Below are 20,305 nucleotides of genomic sequence, written 5' to 3' on the forward strand. Positions count from 1 at the left end.
AACATTGGGCAATTTTTCTCAATCAATAGGTGTTTAACCAAAGGTAGCTTAGTAAACTACCAGTTTTTTTACAGTCGTATTTCCGTTTTGCGTGGTAATGTTTATAAAGTACATTCCGTTAGCAAGGTTTGAAATAGAAATAGCGGTTTTAGTGTTGTTTACAATTTCAGAAGAAAAAATACTTCCTTTTATATCTGAAATTTGAATGCGTTCTATTGTTTCCTGTGGTACTTCAATAGTGACAGTGTCTTTTGCAGGATTAGGGTATACTTTAGCTGTTAAGCTAGTATTGTCATTAATCCCTAATACTTCCCCTTGGACTTTGCTTATGGTGCCTCCAAGATTTACAATGTATAATTCTCTATTTATGTCTTCTCCAAATGCAACCCATGTTCCAGGGAAATTTCCTTGATTCACAAAGACGTCATTTTCATCGATGGTACCAATCATTCCGTCAATGTCTGCAAATACGTATACATCTTCTAGGTCAGTGTATGTAGTTCCTCTATAAACATATCCTCCTATAACAGAGCCTCCACCGTTCCAGTTGTAATCTAATACTGGAAATGTTAATTCGCTCATATTTGGACATCCACCAGTATTAAAAGGCGAATTCCCTTCGTAGCATCTCCATCCGTAATTTAAACCACCTTCTGTTAAGCTGGCTTTGTTAACTTCTTCTTTTGCGTTTTGTCCAACGTCTCCAATCCAAACGGTGTTGGTTTCTGGGTCCATGGTAAATCTAAAAGGGTTTCTTAATCCGCTAGCCCAGATTTCATCGCGAACTCCTGTGTCGCTTATAAAAGGGTTGTCAGCCGGAATTCCATAATTGTTTCCTCCACTTGGGTTGTCAACATCGATACGTAGCATTTTTCCTAATAGTAATGTTGGGTTTTGAGCATTATTGTCTGGATCGCCACCGCTTCCACCATCTCCCATGCCAATATACAAGTAGCCATCAACTGGGCCAAAAGCAATACTTCCTCCGTTGTGGTTAGAAAAAGGTTGATCTATAGTAAGTAATGGTAGCTCAGAGTCCGGATCAGCAACATCAGGATTTCCAGTACTTACAGAAAATCTCGAAATCTGTGTGTCACCACTATTGTTAGAATAGTGTACAAAGAAAAAACCATTGTTTGCATAATCTGGGTGAAATGCAAGTCCTAAAAGACCACGTTCTCCGCCACTGCTTACACGTGATTGAATGTTTAAGAAAGGAGTGCTGTTTGTGTTTCCGTCAAGGTCTAGAATTTTGATGGTTCCGTTTTGTTCAACTACAAACAACCTATCGTCTCCAGCATTTTGCAAATCTAGCGGACTAGAAAAACCGCTTGCAAAAGATTCTAACTCTATGTCTTGTGCAAATGAAGTGCTACTAAGTAATAACGCTGTTGCTAATAAGAATATCTTTTTCATGAGTGTAAGTTTTTATCAAAGTAACAAAAAAGGATTGGTTCTTTTTAGCTACGTCTACTCACAATTTTCTCACATGCGGTGTATAGCATATCATATACGTTATCAAAACCACGATCTCCTCCATAATAAGGATCTGGAACATCAACGTTTTCTCCCGGGAAAATCTCATCTAGAATGCGAGACACTTTTTGCTTCTCTGCTTCAGAGTTGGCTAGTTTAATTACATCGCGATAGTTGGCATTGTCCATGACAAAAATATGATCGTAAATTTCAAAGTCGTATGTAGAAAAATGTTTTCCTCTTTGGTGAGTAATGTCAATATTATTCTTGTTGGCAACTGCAATGCTTCTTGGGTCAGGCGGACTACCCACATGCCAGCTTCCAGTCCCAGCAGATTGAACTTCGAAAAGAGTAGGGTCTAACATGCTGGTTAAAATACCCTCAGCGAGTGGGGATCGGCAAATGTTGCCCAAACAGACCATCAGTATTTTTGTTTTCAAGAGTGTAGATGTTTAAAATTTCAGAATAGCTAAAAAAAATCCCGCCAATGGCAGGATTTAATGTGTTATAGTGTTAGTTTTTTTTGTAAATCTTCTACATACTTTCTAAACTGTTTGTCTGTGCTAGAAAGATTGTCAACTGTTTTACATGCGTGTAATACGGTAGCATGATCGCGTTGTCCTATTTGAGATCCAATAGAAGCAAGAGATGCTTTTGTGAATTTCTTTGCAAAGAACATAGCTAGTTGTCTCGCTTGTACAATATGACGTTTACGTGTTTTAGATTGAAGTGTCTCTACGTCCATTTGGAAGTAATCGCTCACTACTTTTTGTATGTAATCGATAGAAACTTCGCGTTTGGTATGCTTTACATAATTGTCTACTATCTTTTTTGCAAGATCGATGGTGATTTCTTTCTTGTTAAAAGAAGAGTGTGCAATGAGCGAAATAATAGCACCTTCTAGTTCGCGTATATTTGTCTTAATGTTGTTGGCTAAAAACTCTACAATATCTTCTGGCATTTCTACACCGTCACGATACAGCTTGTTTTTAATGATGGCCACACGCGTTTCGTAATCTGGGTGATTGAGCTCTGCAGATAATCCCCATTTAAATCGAGATAATAAGCGCTGCTCGATATCAATCATATCTACGGGTGCCTTGTCACTGGTTAAAATGACTTGCTTTCCGTTTTGGTGTAGGTGGTTAAAGATGTGGAAAAATACATCTTGAGTTCCTGCTTTTCCAGATAGTAATTGAATGTCATCAACAATCAAGATGTCTATTACTTGATAGAAATGTATAAAGTCATTGCGATTGTTTTTTTTCACAGACTCGCTGTACTGTTGTACAAATTTTTCTGCAGAAATATACAATACCGTTTTTTCTGGATATTTGTCTTTAATGTCAACACCAATAGCGTGAGCTAAATGAGTTTTACCTAGACCAACACCTCCAAAAATAAGTAGTGGGTTAAAAGAAGTTCCTCCTGGTTTGTTTGCAACTGCAATACCTGCAGATCTTGCCAAACGGTTAGATTCTCCTTCTAGGAAATTTTCAAAGTTGTAATTTGGGTTTAATTGTGATTCGATCTTAACATTTCGAATGCCTGGTATTACAAACGGATTTTTAAGCTCTGGGCTTTTATTTTTTAACGGTACATCAACATTTTGTGATGCTTGGTTGTTGCTTCTGTTTGAACTGGGGATTCTCTCGGTAAAAGGTTGTTTGTTTCCATAGGTGTTTTCCATACGAATGACATACACCAATTTTGCAGTCGGACCTAATTCTTTGGTTAAGGCTACTTTTAGTAATTTTACATAGTGCTCCTCTAACCACTCATAGAAAAATTTACTAGGAACTTGAATGCTTAGCGCATTATCGCTAAGTTTTACTGCTTTGATAGGCTCGAACCATGTTTTATACGCTTGCTGGGTAATATTATCTTCTATAAACGAGAGACAATTATTCCATACAGTTGCAGCAGTATTATTCATAGTTTTAAAAAAATGGTATTTTATTTGTTAATCATTGCGGCAAAAGAAGAAGAAATTTGGATATTTCTCTCTGACTCTCTCGCCCGACAAATATGTGAACAAATAAATGAAAAAAAAAATGATTTGGGTATTGAATTTTCGGTTTTTTTTATGCATGTTTAGTTAGTATTAACACGTACAAAAAAAGTAACCCCTTTTATATCAGGAATTTTTGAAAAAAACAACGACAAATTTAAGAGTGCGATATGCAGAAACAGATAAAATGGGAATTGTCTATTATGGAAATTACGCACAATATTTTGAACAGGGAAGAACCGAATGGCTAAGAAACATGGGCTTTTCGTACAAATGGATGGAAGAAAATGGTGTGCATTTGCCTGTGATTGAGTTGCATATAAAATACAAGGCGCCTGCACATTATGACGATGTATTGACAGTTAGTACAAGTTTAAAGAAAATTCCTACTTATCGAATTGAGTTTTACTATGAAATTCACAACCAAGATGGGCAACTTTTAATCACGGGAGAGACAAGTTTGGTGTTTGTAGATAGTGCTACAAATAAACTCATAAAAGCACCTTCATATTTGTTAGATAAATTAACCTAAAAGTTAAACTAAATTTCAGTGTTAATCTTCTAATTTTTTGATGGTAACTTTATAGGTATTTTCAAAAAGATTAAAAATACGTTCAGCTTCTTTTTTTCGAACTGAAATTCTAAAACGACATGCTGCTTCCATCTCTTGCGAAATCACTTTTATTTTTTCGTCTTTAATACTGCGCATCACGATATTCATTTCTGGATACTCAAAAAGTAGTAAAAACTCGGTGTTTATAGTCCGCTCTTCTATAGTGCTTGCTTCTAATGCTAATTGTGCAGATGTTTTATAGGCCTGTATCAACCCTCCAACACCTAATTTAGTGCCTCCAAAATAACGTACCGAAACCACTAATGTGTTGGTAACATCGAAAGCTTGTAATTGTCCGTAAATAGGCATTCCTGCACTGTTATTGGGTTCTCCGTCATCATTGGCTCTGTAACTATTGTACGCTGTTCCTAGCTGCCATGCGTAGCAAAAATGACGTGCCGTATGATGATGTTTTTTTAATTGTTCGAGGCATGCTTTAATGTCTTCTTCTGTAGTTACTGGAAAGGCATAACCAAAAAACTTACTTCCGCGATCTTTGAATAAGGTCTCTGCAGAAGGTTTTGTGATTGTTTTGTAGGTGTCTTTTGCTTCCATTTACAATGTTGCTAAGGTTACTAAAGCAATGCTAATAATTGCTAAAACAATCCCTATCCAATTTTTTAACGATAACTTTTCTTTAAAGAAAGCAATACCTAATAGGGTTGAGAGAATTACAATGGCGACATTGTTGACGGTAAAAATTCCTGAACTATCAAATAAATCACTACGTAAGGCTTTCACTAAGAAGTAAATAGAAAAGTAGTTAGGGATTCCTAGCGCAATCCCTCCAATAATATTTTTTACCTCAAAATAGAACGCACCTCGTATGCGTTGCACTAACAAAACACAAACACCAATAACACCAGCTGCTGCAAATATGGTAGCAGAAAATATTGGTACAAGTGTCTTATCTTCAATGAAATCATTTTGTAGGTAATTAAGACTGGTGTCTATAAGTCCGCTACCTAAAAAAACTAATAAAGGGAAAATGAGATTCTTTTTAGAAAGTGTGACGCCTTCTGTGTTTTTTACAGAGGCTAAATACACAGCAACTAGTGCTAAGCCAATTCCCAATCCTTTATATATGCCCAAAGATTCTTTGTAGTACCACAACCCAAATATAATAGGAATTACAACTGCCATTTTGGTGGCTACAGAAACGACTGAGAGTCCGCTGCGTTGCGTGGTAATTGCCATGAGGTTAAAAACAACAATAAATAAGGCACCTAGTCCTAGGGTGTAATAAAACCAATCGTATTGCGGTATTTTTGAGATCTCAATGGTGTTTTCATACCCAATAAGACCACAGGTACATGCAACCACATAGTTCACAACAATGGCTTGTAGCGTGTTTATATTATAGGTAGCAAAGAGCTTAAAAACCACAAAAATGAGGGTCGATGCTATGATACTTATGAGTAAGTATGTCATTTGTCGGTGTTTTTATAGGTGTGGTAAAGGTCTTTTTTTATGGTGCTTGTACTTGAAATGCTAGCTTTTAAAATAGGTGCTTTTACTCCGTCGTTAAATCTGGTCTTTCCAATGTACACCTGCGCTTCGTCCCATAGATTTTCGTCAATAAAGGTTTGTAGCGTTTGGGCACCTCCTTCTACAATAAGACTTTGTACGTCGTTTTGGTAGGCAATCTCACACACTTGAGCAGCTAGGTTCTTCTGAAATGTTACAGGCTGTACTGCTGTGTTAGGGATATCTGTAGTAGCGTCCTTTTTCTCGGTTATTATAAGTGTAGTTGCTTCACTATTATAAATAGCAGAAGTGGTAGGGATTTTTAAATTTCGGTCTAAAATAATCCGTGTAGGATGGTTACCGTTCCAATCACGAACCGTGAGGCTAGGGTTGTCCTCAAGTGCTGTTGCGGTGCCAATCAAAATACCTTGTTCTTCGGCTCTTAATTGATGTACGCGTTGTCTCGAAAAGGTGTTGGTGATCCAAACTGGTGCTCTACGATCTCTCGTTGTTGGAGCCATAAACCCATCTTCACTTTGTGCCCATTTTAAGATGATATAGGGTCTTTTTTTGTTCTGAAATGTAAAAAAACGTTTATTGAGTTCGTTGCATTCGGCTTCTAAAACGCCTTGGGTTATAGTGCATCCTGCGGCTTTTAGTTTGGAAATACCTTTCCCAGCTACTTTTGGATTGGGATCTGTGCTTCCAATGACAATATTTTTTATACCAGATGCCACAATTAAATCGGCACAGGGAGGGGTTTTTCCAGTATGACTGCAGGGCTCAAGACTCACATAAATGGTCGCTTTTGAGAGAAGTTCGTTGCAGCTATCAAGGTTTTCGTTTTTTAAAATTTCCGAAGCTATCCTACTGTTAGACAGACTTTTAATGGCATGTACTTCTGCATGCGGCGCTCCAGCTTGATAATGCCAGCCTTCTCCTATAATTGTATCTTGATACACCAAAACACTACCCACCAACGGATTTGGATACGTACTTCCCAAACCATTTTTGGCTAATTGGATGCAACGCTTCATGTATTTTTGATGTATATTCACGCTGTAAAAATACAACGATTTTAATAGATGAGCTTCCCTATTATTAGACCCATTCAAAAAGAAGATAATCCACACATTGCTAGGGTAATTCGAAAAGTATTAATCGATTTAGGAGTGCCCAAAGTGGGTACGGCCTATGCGGATACAGCGCTAGATTGTATGTTTGAAACGTATCAAAAAGAGCGAGCCGTTTACTTTGTGGTAGAAGAAAAGGGTGAAATTATTGGTGGAGCAGGAATTGCCCAGCTCGATAATTACGAGGGTAATGTCTGCGAACTTCAAAAAATGTATTACCTCGAAGAAGCGAGAGGAAGAGGGGTTGGTACTGCAATGATGCAGCGTTGTTTAGAGAAAGCGGCTGAATTCAAATTTGATAAATGCTATCTAGAAACCATGACCTATATGGAAGCTGCGCAAAAATTATACAAACGGTCTGGCTTCGAATATATCGATGGGCCACTTGGAAATACGGGTCATTTTTCTTGTCCGGTGCAAATGCTTAAAACACTCTAACATTGACATTAAAAGCATTACAACAATCATTTTTTGCACAATTAGAAGGAGTGCATCCCAAAGAAGAGATCACTTCTTTTTTCTACATTCTTTGTGATTTTTTTCTGAAATATTCTCGATTTCAAGTCTCGTTGAACCATGAAACGAATATTTCAGAAGCACATATAAACGCCTTTCATACTGCCATCGAACGGCTTAAAAAGCAAGAACCCATTCAATATATCCTAGGAGAAACCGAGTTTTACGGGCTCCCTTTTAAAGTCACGGAAGATACCCTAATACCAAGACCCGAAACCGAAGAATTGGTAGCTTGGATCCTTTCAGATCTTGCTGTAAGGGATATTGAACATACCATTTTAGATATTGGGACAGGGTCTGGATGTATTGCAGTTTCCTTAGCAAAGCATGTAGCGAAGGGAACAGTATCGGCTATGGATATTTCAGCAGGTGCGATTCAGGTTGCCAAACAAAATGCGCAATTAAATAAGGTATCGGTAACATTTTTAGAACAAGATATTTTAGCACAAGATGAGTTGCCTCAGCAATATGATGTTGTTGTTTCCAATCCGCCCTATGTGCGCGAATTAGAGAAAGCAACCATGAAAGAAAATGTATTGGACTTTGAGCCGGAGACTGCCTTGTTTGTATCTAATGATGATCCTTTAATTTTTTATAGAAAAATAGCCCAACTAGCCTTTAAAGATGTAAAACCTAATGGTTGGTTGTATTTTGAAATCAATGAATACCTAGGTGAGGAGATGCTGGAACTAGTAAAGGAGATAGGGTTTAAGAATAATGAATTAAAAAATGATTTTAGGGAGGTGCCTAGAATGCTAAAATGTCAAAAAATATGAAACGTATTTGTGTATTCTGCGGGAGCAGTGATGGGAAAGATCCTTTAATAAAAAAAGCAGCTACTGAATTAGGGGAAGCGATGTTGCAAAGAGAAAATGAACTGGTGTATGGTGGCGCTAAAATTGGTATTATGGGCACCATCGCTAGAACGGTTCTTGATGGGGGTGGACATGTAATTGGCATCATCCCTGAGTTTTTAAAAAAGAAAGAAGTGTTGCATACCGAATTGGATGAGGTGATTACCACCAAAAACATGAACGATCGTAAGCTAAAAATGCTAGAACTTAGTGATGGGTTTATAACCCTTCCTGGTGGTTTTGGTACCTTAGAAGAATTGTTTGAAATTGCTACAGGCCTACAGTTGGGACAACATAAAAAACCAATCGGACTCTTAAACGTAAACGGTTTTTACGATGAACTTTTGGCGTCGCTTCAAAAAATGGTGTCTTTGGGTTTTGTAAAACAGCACAATCTTGATTTAATGCTAGTAGATACTACGGTGTCTGGATTGTTGGAAAAAATGGATGCATTTATAGCGCCTAAAGAAGCGGTTTGGTAATTAATTGAAGTTGAACTTATTAACTTTTAAGCTTCAGTTTTTAACAAAATTCGTGTTGGATTTTTTCAAATTACTATCTTGAAGTATAGTAACTTATAAAATTCATCATATGAATGCTACAAAAAAGTATTTCGCCGAAGCACTAGGAACCTTTGCTTTGGTATTATTTGGTTGCGGTGCCGCAGCCTTGGCAGGAGTCTCCGGAACGGGACCCGCCGGAATTGGACTCTTAGGAATTTCTCTTGCATTTGGTCTTGCAGTCGTCTCAATGGCCTATACTATTGGACCTATTTCTGGGTGTCATATCAATCCTGCAATTTCAATAGCCATGCTCGCAGCAGGAAAATTATCTGGTAAAGATACTGTGGGTTATATTATTGGGCAATGTATTGGCGCAATTGCTGCTGCTGGGGTATTGTATGTTATCGCTTCTGGTGGCGCTGGATTTAGCATGGTAGAGTGGGGATTAGGAAGCAATGGATGGGGAGAAGGCTATCTTGGTAATTACGATATGAAAGCTGCCTTTATAGCAGAGTTTGTTTTTACATTCCTTTTTTTAATGGTCATATTTGGTACAACTGCCAAAGACGCATCTCCACAAATGGCTGGATTGGCCATTGGTATTTCATTGGTATTGATACATTTGGTAATGATTCCAATTACAGGGACTTCTGTAAATCCAGCACGTAGTTTAGGTCCAGCATTATTCGCAGGTGGGAAAGCGATGAGTCAATTATGGCTGTTCATAGTCGCGCCAATAGCTGGTGGTTTACTTGCTGCATTGGTTAGAAAAGTGTTTATAAATGATTAATTATAGGAGGCTTCAGTTTTTCTGAAATATTCTATACAAAACTTTATTGATATGAATAAAAATCTATTACGTATCGCTATTATAGCAGCACTCACTGCAATTATTGTTGTAGTAGTTTTAAAGCTGCTTGGTCACAGCAATCCTACTGTCACTGGTGGTGCTGTTGCTGGCGCTATTTCTGGCGCTTTGGTTGCTACCTTAGCAAAAAAGAAAAGTACAGATTAGTAAGTACTGTTCATAATTTATTAATTAAACCTGTTAGGTCTGTATGATCTGGCAGGTTTTATTTTTTAGTTTTGTTGTATGAATCCCGAGCAACACATCACTCAATTACGTAACGAACTTAGAACACACAATCATAACTACTATGTATTGGACAAGCCTACCATAAGTGATTATGATTTTGATATAAAACTCAAAGAGCTGCAAGCTCTTGAAGCAAAACACCCAGAGTTTCATGATCCAACATCACCCACCTTACGCGTGGGAGGTGAAGTAACTAAAAATTTTGAAACCATACAGCATGCTTTTAGAATGTATTCTTTAGATAATAGTTACTCTAAAGAAGATCTAGAAGATTGGGAAACGCGTATTAAAAAACAAGTAGATGGTGCGGTAGCGTATGCCTGCGAGCTCAAGTATGATGGTGCTTCTATGAGTCTTACCTATGAACATGGAAAATTAGTAAGAGCTGTTACCAGAGGTGATGGATACCAAGGCGATAATGTCACTACAAACATCAAGACCATTAAATCTGTGCCGCTACAATTAAAAGGTGATTATCCAGCCTTTTTTGAAATTCGTGGTGAAATTGTATTGCCTTTTGAAGGCTTTCATAAAATGAACGAAGAAAGGATAGCCGCTGGTGAAGAACCCTATAGAAACCCAAGAAATACAGCATCTGGAAGTTTAAAACTACAAGACAGTGCCGAGGTAGCCAAAAGACCTTTAGAATGTTTACTCTACAGCTTAGTAGGAAACAAACTCCCAATCACCACGCAAATGGAAGGTCTTGAAAAAGCCGCCGCCTGGGGGTTTAAAGTGCCACCTATAGCTAAGCTTGCTACCAGTATTGATGAGGTGTTAGATTTTGTAAATCATTGGGATGTGCATCGTCACGAATTGCCCTATGAGACAGATGGTGTTGTTATAAAAGTGAACAATTTACAGCAACAAGAAGAGTTAGGTTATACTGCTAAAGCGCCAAGATGGGCTATGGCCTATAAGTTTAAAGCAGAACAAGTGTCTACAGTTCTGGAGGAAATCACCTATCAAGTAGGGCGAACAGGTGCCATTACACCTGTGGCGAACTTACAACCTGTTGCGCTTGCGGGAACTACGGTAAAGCGCGCCTCTTTGCATAATGCTGACCAAATAGCCTTATTAGATATTCGAGAAGGAGACACAGTGTATGTTGAAAAAGGAGGAGAGATTATTCCTAAAATTATAGGAGTGGATCTTGCAAAACGGCCTTCAAATTCTAGTCCGACAGAGTACATTGCTTCCTGTCCAGAATGTGAAACACCACTTACCAGGAACGAAGGAGATGCCAAACATTATTGTCCGAATGAGGAAGGATGTCCGCCACAAATTATTGGACGCATTCAACATTACATTTCTCGTAAAGCGATGGATATAGAAGGCTTGGGTGGTGAAACTGTTGCTTTGTTAGTGAATGAAGGACTCATAACCACCTATGCCGATTTGTATACGCTAACAGTTGAAGATTTACTGCCACTAGAGCGCATAGCGCAAAAGAGTGCCGAAAATTTAGTAGCTGGAGTTGCTGCTTCTAAAGAGATTCCTTTTGAGCGTGTATTATTTGCCTTAGGAATTCGTTTTGTGGGAGAGACTGTGGCAAAAAAATTAGCAAAACACTTTAAAAGCATTGATGCTTTAATGGAGGCAAACTTTGAAGCCCTCATTGCTGTCGATGAAATAGGCGATCGCATTGCCGAAAGTGTTATTGCCTTTTTTGCTTCGGAAACATCTCAGGATTTATTCTCGCAAGGCTCCGAAACTGGCGCTCAAAATAGAGCGATCATTTCGAGATTAAAGGAGTATGGTGTGCAATTGGAAATATCTGCAGAGGAATTAGCAGGACAAACCGATGTGCTAAATGGCAATACCTTTGTGGTATCGGGAGTGTTCACAAAAGTTTCAAGAACAGAACTTAAGAAGCTTATCGAAGACAATGGAGGGAAAGTGTCCAGCAGTATTTCTAGCAAAACAAGCTATGTTGTTGCGGGTGACAAAATGGGGCCAAGCAAACGTACAAAAGCCGAAGGATTAGGAATTTCTATCATTACCGAAGATCAATTTTTAGAAATGGTTCAATAGGTTAGTGATATGCTGTAGAAACCTGTATTTTTGTACCTTAGTTGAGGAACTATGTTTAAAAAGTTAAGGAAAAAATACTATCAAAAAGCAATCACTGCTGCCTTGGAAAAGCGAGATGTATCTCAGCTAAACGCCAGGATGCAGACACTTGCTTTTTTGTTTGATGGTAATGTTGTTAAAGATGTTTCGGCATTTAACACCATAGCTAAGGCACTTCATATTTCCGAAGCGCAAACACGATTTTTTTCTTTTGTAACATTTCAGAAAAAAGGACCGTCCTTAACACAGGAACAATGCTGTGAAAAAGATATTTCTTTTAGAGGTGTTATTAAGGGTGCTGCAGCAAAGAAATTTGTGCAAAATCCGTTAGATGTGCTGGTGTATATGACAAATAAAGAGCACGAATTTTTAGATGTGATTGCTGCTAAAAGTACAGCGACATTTAAGGTTGGATTTGAAGGTGCAGACCCGCGTTTTTTTGATCTTATCCTAGCAATAGATCCTACTAACACTACGTTGGTAATTGAAGAGCTAACAAAATATTTTAAAATACTAGGAAAAATTTCAGCATGAAAGAACTCATGGGTACCGGAGTAGCATTGATTACTCCTTTTACAAATACGGGCGCCATAGACACAGAGGCACTCACGCGTATTGTACATTTTCAAATAGAGAATGGCATTAACTATTTAGTGGTTTTAGGAACTACAGCCGAAAGTGCTGTGCTTAATAAAAACGAAAAACAAGTAGTAATAGACACTATTGTTGCTGCTAATGATGGTAAATTACCCTTAGTATTAGGTATTGGAGGAAATAATACCAAAGCTGTGATGGATGAGTTTCTCACTACCGACTTAAGTGCCTTTACGGCAATTCTATCGGTATCTCCAATGTACAACAAACCTACACAGGAAGGAATTTATCAGCATTTTGCTGCCATTGCAAATGTGAGCTCAAAGCCTATTGTTTTATACAATGTGCCTGGTAGAACAGCTAGCAATATGGAACCAGAAACAGTTGCTAGGCTAGCAAACAATTTCGACAATATTGTGGCCATCAAAGAAGCCAAAGGCGATATCGTACAGGCTATGGAGATGATTTCGCAAACGCCAAAAGAATTCTTAGTGATTAGCGGAGATGATATGATCGCTTTACCGATGACCCTGGCAGGAGGAGCAGGGGTAATCTCTGTTATTGGTGAAGGATTTCCAAAAGCATTTTCAAGCATGATTCAGTACGGATTAGATAGAAAGGTAGACGCTGCTTACGATATTCATTATAAAATTGCACCTGCCATTGACTATATTTTCGCTGAAGGAAACCCAGCAGGAATCAAAGCAGTTTTTGCGGCTTTAGGCTTGTGTGGTCCAAAGGTGAGATTACCATTGGTAGGCGTTAGCGACGCTTTGAATGCTAAAATAAAGGCGTTTGTTTCAGATTTCAAGAGCTAAAAAACAACAAAAATTCCATTGAAATTCTCTTTAGGGCTAGCGTGAATGTCAATGAAATTTTTAGAGAAATCTAGCAGTAAATTTTTATAGCCTTTCTTTGGTATGTTTTTTGTCTGAAATTTTAAGTGGTAAAAGTAATGGCAGCACAATAAACACAACCGATAATAAGTTTTTGTAATCACGTATAATTCACTACTTTTGCCCGATGTTTTTTAAAACTATGAAATACCCTTTTTTCTTACTCATGGCTAGTGTGATGCTAGTTGCGTCTTGTACTCCATATCAAATCGTGCTAAAAGGCGAAGATAGTGTTGCCAAATATCAAATGGCAGATTCTTTATATCAAGTAGGGGTGGCTACTGGAAAAAAAGGAAAATTTAGAAAGTCTTTGAAATTGATGGAACAGATTGTACCACAATATAGAGGGAAGCCTCAGGCTGAAAAACTTTCATATATCTACGCAAATACTTTTTACAACTTAGAAGATTATTTTGTTTCAGGATATCAATTTGAACGTTTCGAAACTACCTACCCAAAAAGTGATAGTGTAGAAATAGCTGCATATAAGTCTGCAAAAAGTTACTATGCGCTTTCGCCTCGCTATTCCTTAGATCAAAAAGATACACAAAAAGGACTGGAGAAATTACAAGCCTTTGTAAACAAATATCCAAATTCTGAATACAGAGCAGAAGCGAATACCCTAGTAACCGAACTTCGTGGGAAGTTAGAAAAGAAAGACATAGAAACAGCGCATCAATATTTAAAGATTGCAGAGCAGATAGGAAGTTTTAAACCTGCTTTAGATGCTTATGATAATTTTATTGGAGATCATCCCGGTTCTCTATATCGTGAAGATGCGTTCTTTGGAAGAATTGAAGCTGCTTACAATAGAGCTATTACAAGCATACCTTCTGTTGTAGAAGCACGACTTTTAATAGCAAAAGAATACTACGAAAAATATTTAAAATACTATAAAGCTGGAGAGAAAAGAGAAGATGCAGACGCATTACTAGCAGCAATAGATAGAAAATTGGAGCAATACCAAGAAACCACAGAAAATTAAGATTATGGCAGATATTAAAAACAGCGAAGCACCGTTAAGCACGACTACTATTGACAAAAACCTAGTAGATGCGCCTACAAACAACATTTACGAAGCAATCTCTATTATTTCTAAGAGAGCAAATCAAATTAATGGAGACATTAAAAAAGAATTGTTAGAGAAGTTAGATGAGTTTGCAACGTATAACGACAGCTTAGAAGAGATTTTCGAAAACAAAGAACAAATCGAAGTTTCTAAATTCTACGAAAAATTACCAAAGCCGCATTCATTAGCAGTGCAAGAGTGGTTAGAAGATAAAATCTACTTCCGCAATACTGCAGATGAGGCTTTAGACCAGTAAACATAATATGTCAGTACTAAGCGGAAAGAATATATTACTCGGCGTTACGGCGGGTATTGCTGCTTATAAGGCTGCTTTTTTGGTACGTTTACTTGTAAAAGAAGGGGCATATGTAAAAGTGGTAATGACCCCAAAAGCAAAAGAATTTGTAACTCCACTGACACTTTCTACGCTTTCAAAAAATGAAGTTTTTTCTTCGTTCACCAACGAAGATGATGATAATGCCCAATGGAATAACCATGTCGAGTTAGGCCTTTGGGCTGATTTATTTATAGTCGCTCCGGCAACCGCCAACACCTTGTCTAAAATGGCGCATGGTACCAGCGATAACTTATTATTAGCTACCTATCTTTCGGCAAAATGTCCCGTTTATGTCGCTCCAGCAATGGATTTGGACATGTACAAACACCCCACAACTGCTGCTACCTTTCAAAAATTAGAAAGTTTTGGGAATGTTATTATTCCGGCAGAATCTGGCGAACTTGCAAGTGGTTTAGTAGGGCAAGGAAGAATGGCCGAACCAGAGACCATTGTAACGTTTCTTTCTTCGGAAATATTAAAAACACTACCTCTTCGCGGAAAAAAAATACTCATTACAGCGGGTCCTACTTTTGAAGCTATTGACCCTGTTCGTTTTATCGGAAATCATTCTTCTGGTAAAATGGGAATTGCTATTGCAGAGACGGCAAGAGATCTAGGCGCTAGTGTGACATTGGTGTTAGGACCTTCGAGTGTTTCTATTTCAGAAAAAAGTATACAAGTTGTTCGTGTTACTAGCGCTCAAGAAATGTATGATGCGGTACATGAACATTACAACTCTTGTGATGTAGCTATTTGCAGTGCAGCTGTAGCAGATTTTACGCCTGTTGCTGTTGCCAACGAAAAAATTAAGAAGAAAACTGGAGAAGGTATGTCGATTGAACTGGAGCGAACCAAAGATATTTTGGCTAGTTTGGGGGCTCAAAAGAAACAGCAATTTTTGGTTGGTTTTGCCCTAGAAACGCAAAACGAATTAGATAACGCAAAAAAGAAACTTGAAAAAAAGAATTTAGACTTAATTGTGTTAAATTCGCTAAGAGATAAAGGTGCTGGATTTAAAGGCGATACCAACAAAGTTACTTTTGTAGCTAAAGACAATAAAGTGACCCCTTTTAATGTTAAAAGGAAGCACGAAGTTGCTAGAGATATTTTAGAACATATTATTACAAAAATAGATGCGTAATTTTTTACTTTTTTTAAGCTTGTTTGTTTGTACAGCTGTAAGCATTGGCCAAGAACTTAATGCTAATGTATATGTAGATGCGGAACAAACGGGACAACAAAACAATCAGATTTTTAGAACCATGGCGCAACAGCTTACAGAGTTCCTAAATAATCGCGTTTGGACCGATGAAGAATACCTAAATCAAGAACGAATTGATTGTAATTTTACTTTAATCATCTCAAGTTTTGATGGGACATCGTTTAGTGGTTCTCTACAAGTACAATCTTCTAGACCCGTTTTTAACTCTACGTACAACGCGCCAATCTATAACTACAACGATAGACAAGTAGCTTTTGAATATAAAGAGTTTGAGCCCTTAGTATACAATATCAACCAAATTGATTCTAACCTCGTTGCTATTTTTGCCTATCATGCGTATACCGTAATTGGTTTAGATGCTGCTTCTTTCGAGTTGGGTGGTGGTGATCCATATTTTGAAATTGCAAAACAAATCGTGAGTACTGCATCTTCAAGTACCTACTCTGGATGGAAATCAACAGACGGAACACAATCAAGATATCGTTTTAATGATGCCATGGTATCTCCTGTATACCAAGAATTTCAAACAGCAATGTACGATTACCATCGTGGTGCTTTAGATATGATGGAGAAAGATCAAAAAGAAGCCAAAGTAAAAATTATTGATGCCATTAAAGTACTAAAAAGTATCAATGATCGTAGACCTAATTCTTTTGTGTTACGTGCCTTTTTTGATGCTAAAGTAGATGAGATCAAATCTATTTTTAGCGCGGGACCACAGATTAATACTACCGAATTAAAAGAAGCGCTTAATAGAATGGCGCCTACTAGAAGAAACGTTTGGTCAGAGATTAACTAATTTTTTTTAGTTTTCAATATAATAGTAATTTGTAGGTATGATTTTAAGCCTTTCCATAAAGAATTACGCCTTAATTGAAGATATTCATGTTTCGTTAACCAACGGACTTACCATTATTACTGGAGAAACAGGTGCTGGGAAATCCATTTTATTAGGGGCATTGTCACTTTTATTAGGGAAAAGAGCAGATTTGAGTAGCGTGAAAGACGCTTCCCAAAAATGTATTATTGAGGCAGAATTCTCCCTAAAAGGCTACCAACTTCAAGCTGTTTTTGAAGCAGCATCCATAGATTATGATGCGCATACCATTATTAGAAGAGAGATTTTACCTAGCGGAAAATCAAGAGCTTTTATAAACGATTCTCCTGTAGGAGTTTCGCAATTACAAACCTTAGGAGCTTTTTTGGTAGATATTCATAGTCAGCAGGAGACGAATAGCTTTGCTTCAGAGAAATTCCAATTTGAAGTACTTGATGTTTTGGCAGGGAATGCACCCATCCTATCAAGATACCAAGAAACATTAGCTTCGTTTTCTAATATTTCCTCAACACTTACATCAAAAATTGCTCAAAAAGAAGCAGCTATAAAGGAACTGGACTATCATTCATTTTTACAAGAAGAATTGGCAGAGGCGAACCTTTTTGGAGTGGATCAAGAAGCTTTAGAGGTAAGTTATGAAACCTTAAATAACGCTGAGGAAATTCAGACTTCTTTTGCAGGGATTAGCCAATTATTAGCACAAGAAAATATAGGTTCTTTAGAAAGTTTAAAAGAAGCTAGAGCACTCCTTCGTTCGGTAGCAAGTTACGCACCTTCGTATCAAGAACTCTACGACCGACTCCATAGTGTGATCATTGAATTGGAAGATATTCAGGAAGGAATTGAAACAGCTTCTAATACGCTAGAGGCAGATCCTAAAGAGTTGTTTAGAATTAATGAAGTATTGCAAACCATATATAAGTTGCAACACAAACACAGTGTAGCTTCGGTGGCAGAACTTATTGCCATTGAGAATGATCTAAGTGCAAAAATACATACCACGCAACATTTGGATGCTACCATAGAAGCGTTGGAAGCCGAGAAAAAAGAAGCAGTAGCAAGTCTCTCAAAACTAGCGAAGCAGCTTCACGATAGCAGACTTTCGGTAGTGCCTAGTCTACAACAAAAACTAGTAGAATATTTGACGCTCCTAGGCTTGCCCAATGCTCAATTTAAAGTGGATATTAACATTTCAGAAACCTTTAAAAAGAACGGAAAGGATATTGTTGAGGTGTATTTCACAGCCAACAAAGGAAGTAATTTTGGACTGCTTAAGAAAGTGGCTTCTGGTGGTGAGATGAGTAGAATCATGTTGTCGATAAAAGCAATTTTGGCGCAGTATAAGCAACTACCAACTATTGTGTTTGATGAGATAGATACTGGGGTGTCTGGAGAAATTGCCCTAAAAATGGCAAGTATCATGGAGCAGATGAGTGCGCATATGCAATTGCTTAGTATTACACACTTGCCACAAATTGCTGCTAAGGGGGCGCAACATATTAAAGTATATAAAGAAGATCGAGACACCACAACTGTAACTCATTTAAAGCAACTCACAGAAGAAGAACGTATTGTGGAAATTGCACAAATGATAGGCGGTAAAAATATTACAGATACTACCTTGGCAAATGCAAAAGAGTTACTTAATTAAAAAAGGATACTGTATCTTTACATTATATAAAAGAAAAACACCAACCATTAATAGTATACAAGATGTCTTATAACTTATTAAAAGGAAAAAGAGGAATCATTTTTGGAGCCCTTGATGAAAATTCAATCGCTTGGAAAACTGCAGAAAGAGTGCATGAAGAGGGCGGAACTTTTGTCTTAACAAATGCTCCTATTGCAATGCGAATGGGTCAGATTAAAACTTTGGCAGAGAAAACAGGTTCTGAAATTATTCCAGCAGATGCTACTTCTGTAGAAGATCTAGAAAACTTGGTGACCAAGTCTATGGAGATTTTAGGCGGTAAAATAGATTTCGTATTACACTCAATCGGGATGTCGGTGAATGTGCGTAAAGGAAATCACTATACGAGTCAGAATTACGACTGGACCCACAAAGGTTGGGATGTTTCGGCGGTTTCTTTTCATAAAACCATGAGTGTATTGTACAATCACAACGCCATGAATGAGTGGGGAAGTATTGTTGCGCTTACCTATATGGCGGCACAACGCGTATTTCCAGATTATAACGACATGGCAGATAACAAAGCCTATCTAGAATCTATCGCGCGTAGTTTTGGGTATTTCTTCGGAAGAGACCAAAAAGTACGTGTCAATACTATTTCACAGTCTCCGACACCAACCACTGCAGGTCAAGGTGTAAAAGGATTTGACGGATTTATCGCGTACGCAGAGAAAATGAGTCCGCTAGGAAACGCAACAGCTGAAGATTGCGCAAACTACACAGTAGCTATGTTTAGTGATTTAACAAAGCGCGTTACACTACAAAACTTATTCAACGACGGTGGCTTCTCGAATATGGGAGTGAGCGACGGTGTGATGGAAACCTTTGTGAAAGAGTAGTTTACTAACACACAATATAACAAACCATCTCGGCGAAAGTTGAGGTGGTTTTTTTGATTAACTTTACAGCATGACTTTACAATTTTCGTTTATTATTCCGGTGTATAACAGACCTCAAGAAATTAAGGAGCTGTTGGAGAGTTTTGTGCGTATGCAAACTTCGGAAATTTTCGAAATCGTTATTATTGAGGATGGATCGACCCTTTCTTCTGAAGCTATAGTAAAGGACTTTACGGATGCTTTGCAAATTTCATATTATCAAAAACCGAATACGGGTCCTGGCGATTCTAGGAACTTTGGTATGAAAAAAGCCAAAGGAAATTACTTTATCATATTAGATAGTGATGTGTTAATGCCAGAGAATTACCTAGAAACGGTGCGTTCTTTTTTAAATGACCATTATGTAGATTGTTTTGGAGGAGCTGATGCGGCACATGATAGTTTTACCCCTTTACAAAAAGCCATTAACTATACCATGACATCTTTTTGGACCACAGGCGGTATTCGTGGCAATCAAAAAAGTGTACAGAAATTTGAGCCTAGGAGTTTTAATATGGGAATTTCTAAGGCAGCCTTTACTGCTACCAATGGCTTTGCAAAAATTCATCCCGGCGAAGACCCAGATTTATCTCAGCGTATAAAAAAGGCTGGATTTGAAACCGCATTTATACCCAATGCTGCAGTGTTTCATAAGCGCCGTATTTCTTGGAAGAATTTTAAAACACAAGTACGAAAGTTTGGTATGGTGCGTCCCATTCTTAACAAATGGCATCCAGAAGCAGCTAAGATCACTTTTTGGTTTCCAACCTTGTTTGTTGGCTTTGTATTGGGTTCTGTTTTACTAGCAGTTTTTGTTTCTTGGTGGTTTTTGATACCACTGCTTAGCTATGTTGCTATTATTGGTGTAGATGCTACCAGAAAAACAGGAAGTTTACAGATAGGCATTATGGCGGTGCGTGCTATGTTTATACAATTTTTTGGATATGGACTAGGTTTCTTAAAGAGTACTTTTTATGTACATTGGTTGCAAAAAGATCCGGAGAAACAATTTCCAATGTTATTTTTTAAGTAATTTACA

22 protein-coding genes are annotated in these 20,305 nt (G+C 37.8%); 16 read left to right on the forward strand and 6 right to left on the reverse strand.

Going from position 1 to position 20,305, the window contains the following annotated elements; translation table 11 throughout:
- Positions 1-48 precede the first annotated feature (48 nt).
- The 3 genes from ACY2RS_RS09675 to dnaA all read right to left on the reverse strand — a co-directional run bounded on the left by ACY2RS_RS09675 (position 49) and on the right by dnaA (position 3,412).
- Positions 49-1,416: a PQQ-dependent sugar dehydrogenase gene (locus tag ACY2RS_RS09675; protein WP_490098448.1), complete on the reverse strand. Its 1,368-nt coding sequence runs from the start codon at positions 1,414-1,416 to the stop codon at positions 49-51.
- Positions 1,417-1,460: 44 nt separating this feature from the next.
- Positions 1,461-1,916, reverse strand: a complete 456-nt coding sequence (locus ACY2RS_RS09680; protein WP_490098449.1) for a low molecular weight protein-tyrosine-phosphatase — start codon at positions 1,914-1,916, stop codon at positions 1,461-1,463.
- Between the two features lie 65 nt (positions 1,917-1,981).
- Entirely contained in the window at positions 1,982-3,412 is a 1,431-nt protein-coding gene (dnaA, locus tag ACY2RS_RS09685) for a chromosomal replication initiator protein DnaA (protein WP_490098450.1), read from the reverse strand.
- Positions 3,413-3,623: 211 nt separating this feature from the next.
- Between dnaA and ACY2RS_RS09690 the strand changes: the two genes are divergently transcribed.
- A complete protein-coding gene (locus ACY2RS_RS09690; protein WP_490098451.1) occupies positions 3,624-4,019 on the forward strand; it encodes an acyl-CoA thioesterase in 396 nt (131 codons plus the stop codon).
- Positions 4,020-4,040: 21 nt separating this feature from the next.
- On the opposite strand, the gene ACY2RS_RS09695 is transcribed toward ACY2RS_RS09690, so the two are convergent.
- Genes ACY2RS_RS09695 through ribD form a run of 3 tightly spaced genes read right to left on the reverse strand, consistent with a single transcriptional unit; the run spans position 4,041 to position 6,604 of the window.
- On the reverse strand, positions 4,041-4,655 hold the full coding sequence (locus ACY2RS_RS09695; RefSeq protein WP_490098452.1) for an IMPACT family protein: 615 nt from the start codon (positions 4,653-4,655) through the stop codon (positions 4,041-4,043).
- A complete protein-coding gene (locus tag ACY2RS_RS09700) occupies positions 4,656-5,531 on the reverse strand; it encodes an EamA family transporter (protein WP_490098453.1) in 876 nt (291 codons plus the stop codon).
- Positions 5,528-6,604 (reverse strand): bifunctional diaminohydroxyphosphoribosylaminopyrimidine deaminase/5-amino-6-(5-phosphoribosylamino)uracil reductase RibD, encoded by a 1,077-nt coding sequence (gene ribD / locus ACY2RS_RS09705; protein ID WP_490098454.1) that lies wholly within the window; start codon positions 6,602-6,604, stop codon positions 5,528-5,530. Before ribD ends, ACY2RS_RS09700 begins: the two co-directional genes overlap by 4 nt.
- Before the next feature lie 48 nt (positions 6,605-6,652).
- Between ribD and ACY2RS_RS09710 the strand changes: the two genes are divergently transcribed.
- The 15 genes from ACY2RS_RS09710 to ACY2RS_RS09780 all read left to right on the forward strand — a co-directional run bounded on the left by ACY2RS_RS09710 (position 6,653) and on the right by ACY2RS_RS09780 (position 20,299).
- Positions 6,653-7,138: a GNAT family N-acetyltransferase gene (locus ACY2RS_RS09710; RefSeq protein ID WP_490098455.1), complete on the forward strand. Its 486-nt coding sequence runs from the start codon at positions 6,653-6,655 to the stop codon at positions 7,136-7,138.
- A 2-nt stretch (positions 7,139-7,140) separates the two neighbouring features.
- Complete coding sequence (gene prmC / locus ACY2RS_RS09715; RefSeq protein ID WP_490098456.1) at positions 7,141-7,992, forward strand: peptide chain release factor N(5)-glutamine methyltransferase; 852 nt, start codon at positions 7,141-7,143, stop codon at positions 7,990-7,992.
- On the forward strand, positions 7,989-8,552 hold the full coding sequence (locus ACY2RS_RS09720; RefSeq protein WP_490098457.1) for an LOG family protein: 564 nt from the start codon (positions 7,989-7,991) through the stop codon (positions 8,550-8,552). Before prmC ends, ACY2RS_RS09720 begins: the two co-directional genes overlap by 4 nt.
- A 109-nt stretch (positions 8,553-8,661) precedes the next feature.
- Complete coding sequence (aqpZ, locus tag ACY2RS_RS09725; protein ID WP_490098458.1) at positions 8,662-9,363, forward strand: aquaporin Z; 702 nt, start codon at positions 8,662-8,664, stop codon at positions 9,361-9,363.
- A 51-nt stretch (positions 9,364-9,414) separates the two neighbouring features.
- Positions 9,415-9,588 (forward strand): hypothetical protein, encoded by a 174-nt coding sequence (locus ACY2RS_RS09730; RefSeq protein ID WP_490098459.1) that lies wholly within the window; start codon positions 9,415-9,417, stop codon positions 9,586-9,588.
- 78 nt (positions 9,589-9,666) lie between these two features.
- Positions 9,667-11,703, forward strand: a complete 2,037-nt coding sequence (ligA, locus tag ACY2RS_RS09735; RefSeq protein WP_490098460.1) for an NAD-dependent DNA ligase LigA — start codon at positions 9,667-9,669, stop codon at positions 11,701-11,703.
- Positions 11,704-11,754: 51 nt separating this feature from the next.
- Entirely contained in the window at positions 11,755-12,276 is a 522-nt protein-coding gene (locus ACY2RS_RS09740) for a DUF6913 domain-containing protein (RefSeq protein WP_490098461.1), read from the forward strand.
- Positions 12,273-13,154: a 4-hydroxy-tetrahydrodipicolinate synthase gene (gene dapA, locus ACY2RS_RS09745; RefSeq protein ID WP_490098462.1), complete on the forward strand. Its 882-nt coding sequence runs from the start codon at positions 12,273-12,275 to the stop codon at positions 13,152-13,154. Before ACY2RS_RS09740 ends, dapA begins: the two co-directional genes overlap by 4 nt.
- Before the next feature lie 220 nt (positions 13,155-13,374).
- A complete protein-coding gene (locus ACY2RS_RS09750; RefSeq protein WP_490098463.1) occupies positions 13,375-14,217 on the forward strand; it encodes an outer membrane protein assembly factor BamD in 843 nt (280 codons plus the stop codon).
- A 4-nt stretch (positions 14,218-14,221) separates the two neighbouring features.
- The gene (locus tag ACY2RS_RS09755; protein WP_490098464.1) at positions 14,222-14,557 is read left to right on the forward strand and encodes a DNA-directed RNA polymerase subunit omega; all 336 of its coding nucleotides are present in this window, start codon (positions 14,222-14,224) and stop codon (positions 14,555-14,557) included.
- Positions 14,558-14,564: 7 nt separating this feature from the next.
- The gene (coaBC, locus tag ACY2RS_RS09760; RefSeq protein WP_490098465.1) at positions 14,565-15,779 is read left to right on the forward strand and encodes a bifunctional phosphopantothenoylcysteine decarboxylase/phosphopantothenate--cysteine ligase CoaBC; all 1,215 of its coding nucleotides are present in this window, start codon (positions 14,565-14,567) and stop codon (positions 15,777-15,779) included.
- Positions 15,772-16,659, forward strand: a complete 888-nt coding sequence (gene porD, locus ACY2RS_RS09765) for a type IX secretion system protein PorD (protein ID WP_490098466.1) — start codon at positions 15,772-15,774, stop codon at positions 16,657-16,659. Before coaBC ends, porD begins: the two co-directional genes overlap by 8 nt.
- Positions 16,660-16,696: 37 nt before the next feature.
- Positions 16,697-18,349, forward strand: coding sequence for a DNA repair protein RecN (gene recN, locus ACY2RS_RS09770; RefSeq protein ID WP_490098467.1), 1,653 nt, complete (start codon positions 16,697-16,699; stop codon positions 18,347-18,349).
- Between the two features lie 62 nt (positions 18,350-18,411).
- The gene (locus tag ACY2RS_RS09775; RefSeq protein WP_490098468.1) at positions 18,412-19,227 is read left to right on the forward strand and encodes an enoyl-ACP reductase FabI; all 816 of its coding nucleotides are present in this window, start codon (positions 18,412-18,414) and stop codon (positions 19,225-19,227) included.
- 70 nt (positions 19,228-19,297) lie between these two features.
- A complete protein-coding gene (locus ACY2RS_RS09780) occupies positions 19,298-20,299 on the forward strand; it encodes a glycosyltransferase family 2 protein (RefSeq protein WP_490098469.1) in 1,002 nt (333 codons plus the stop codon).
- The last annotated feature ends 6 nt before the right edge of the window (positions 20,300-20,305 follow it).

It is taken from the genome of Patiriisocius sp. 208BN25-11 (genome assembly GCF_058147145.1).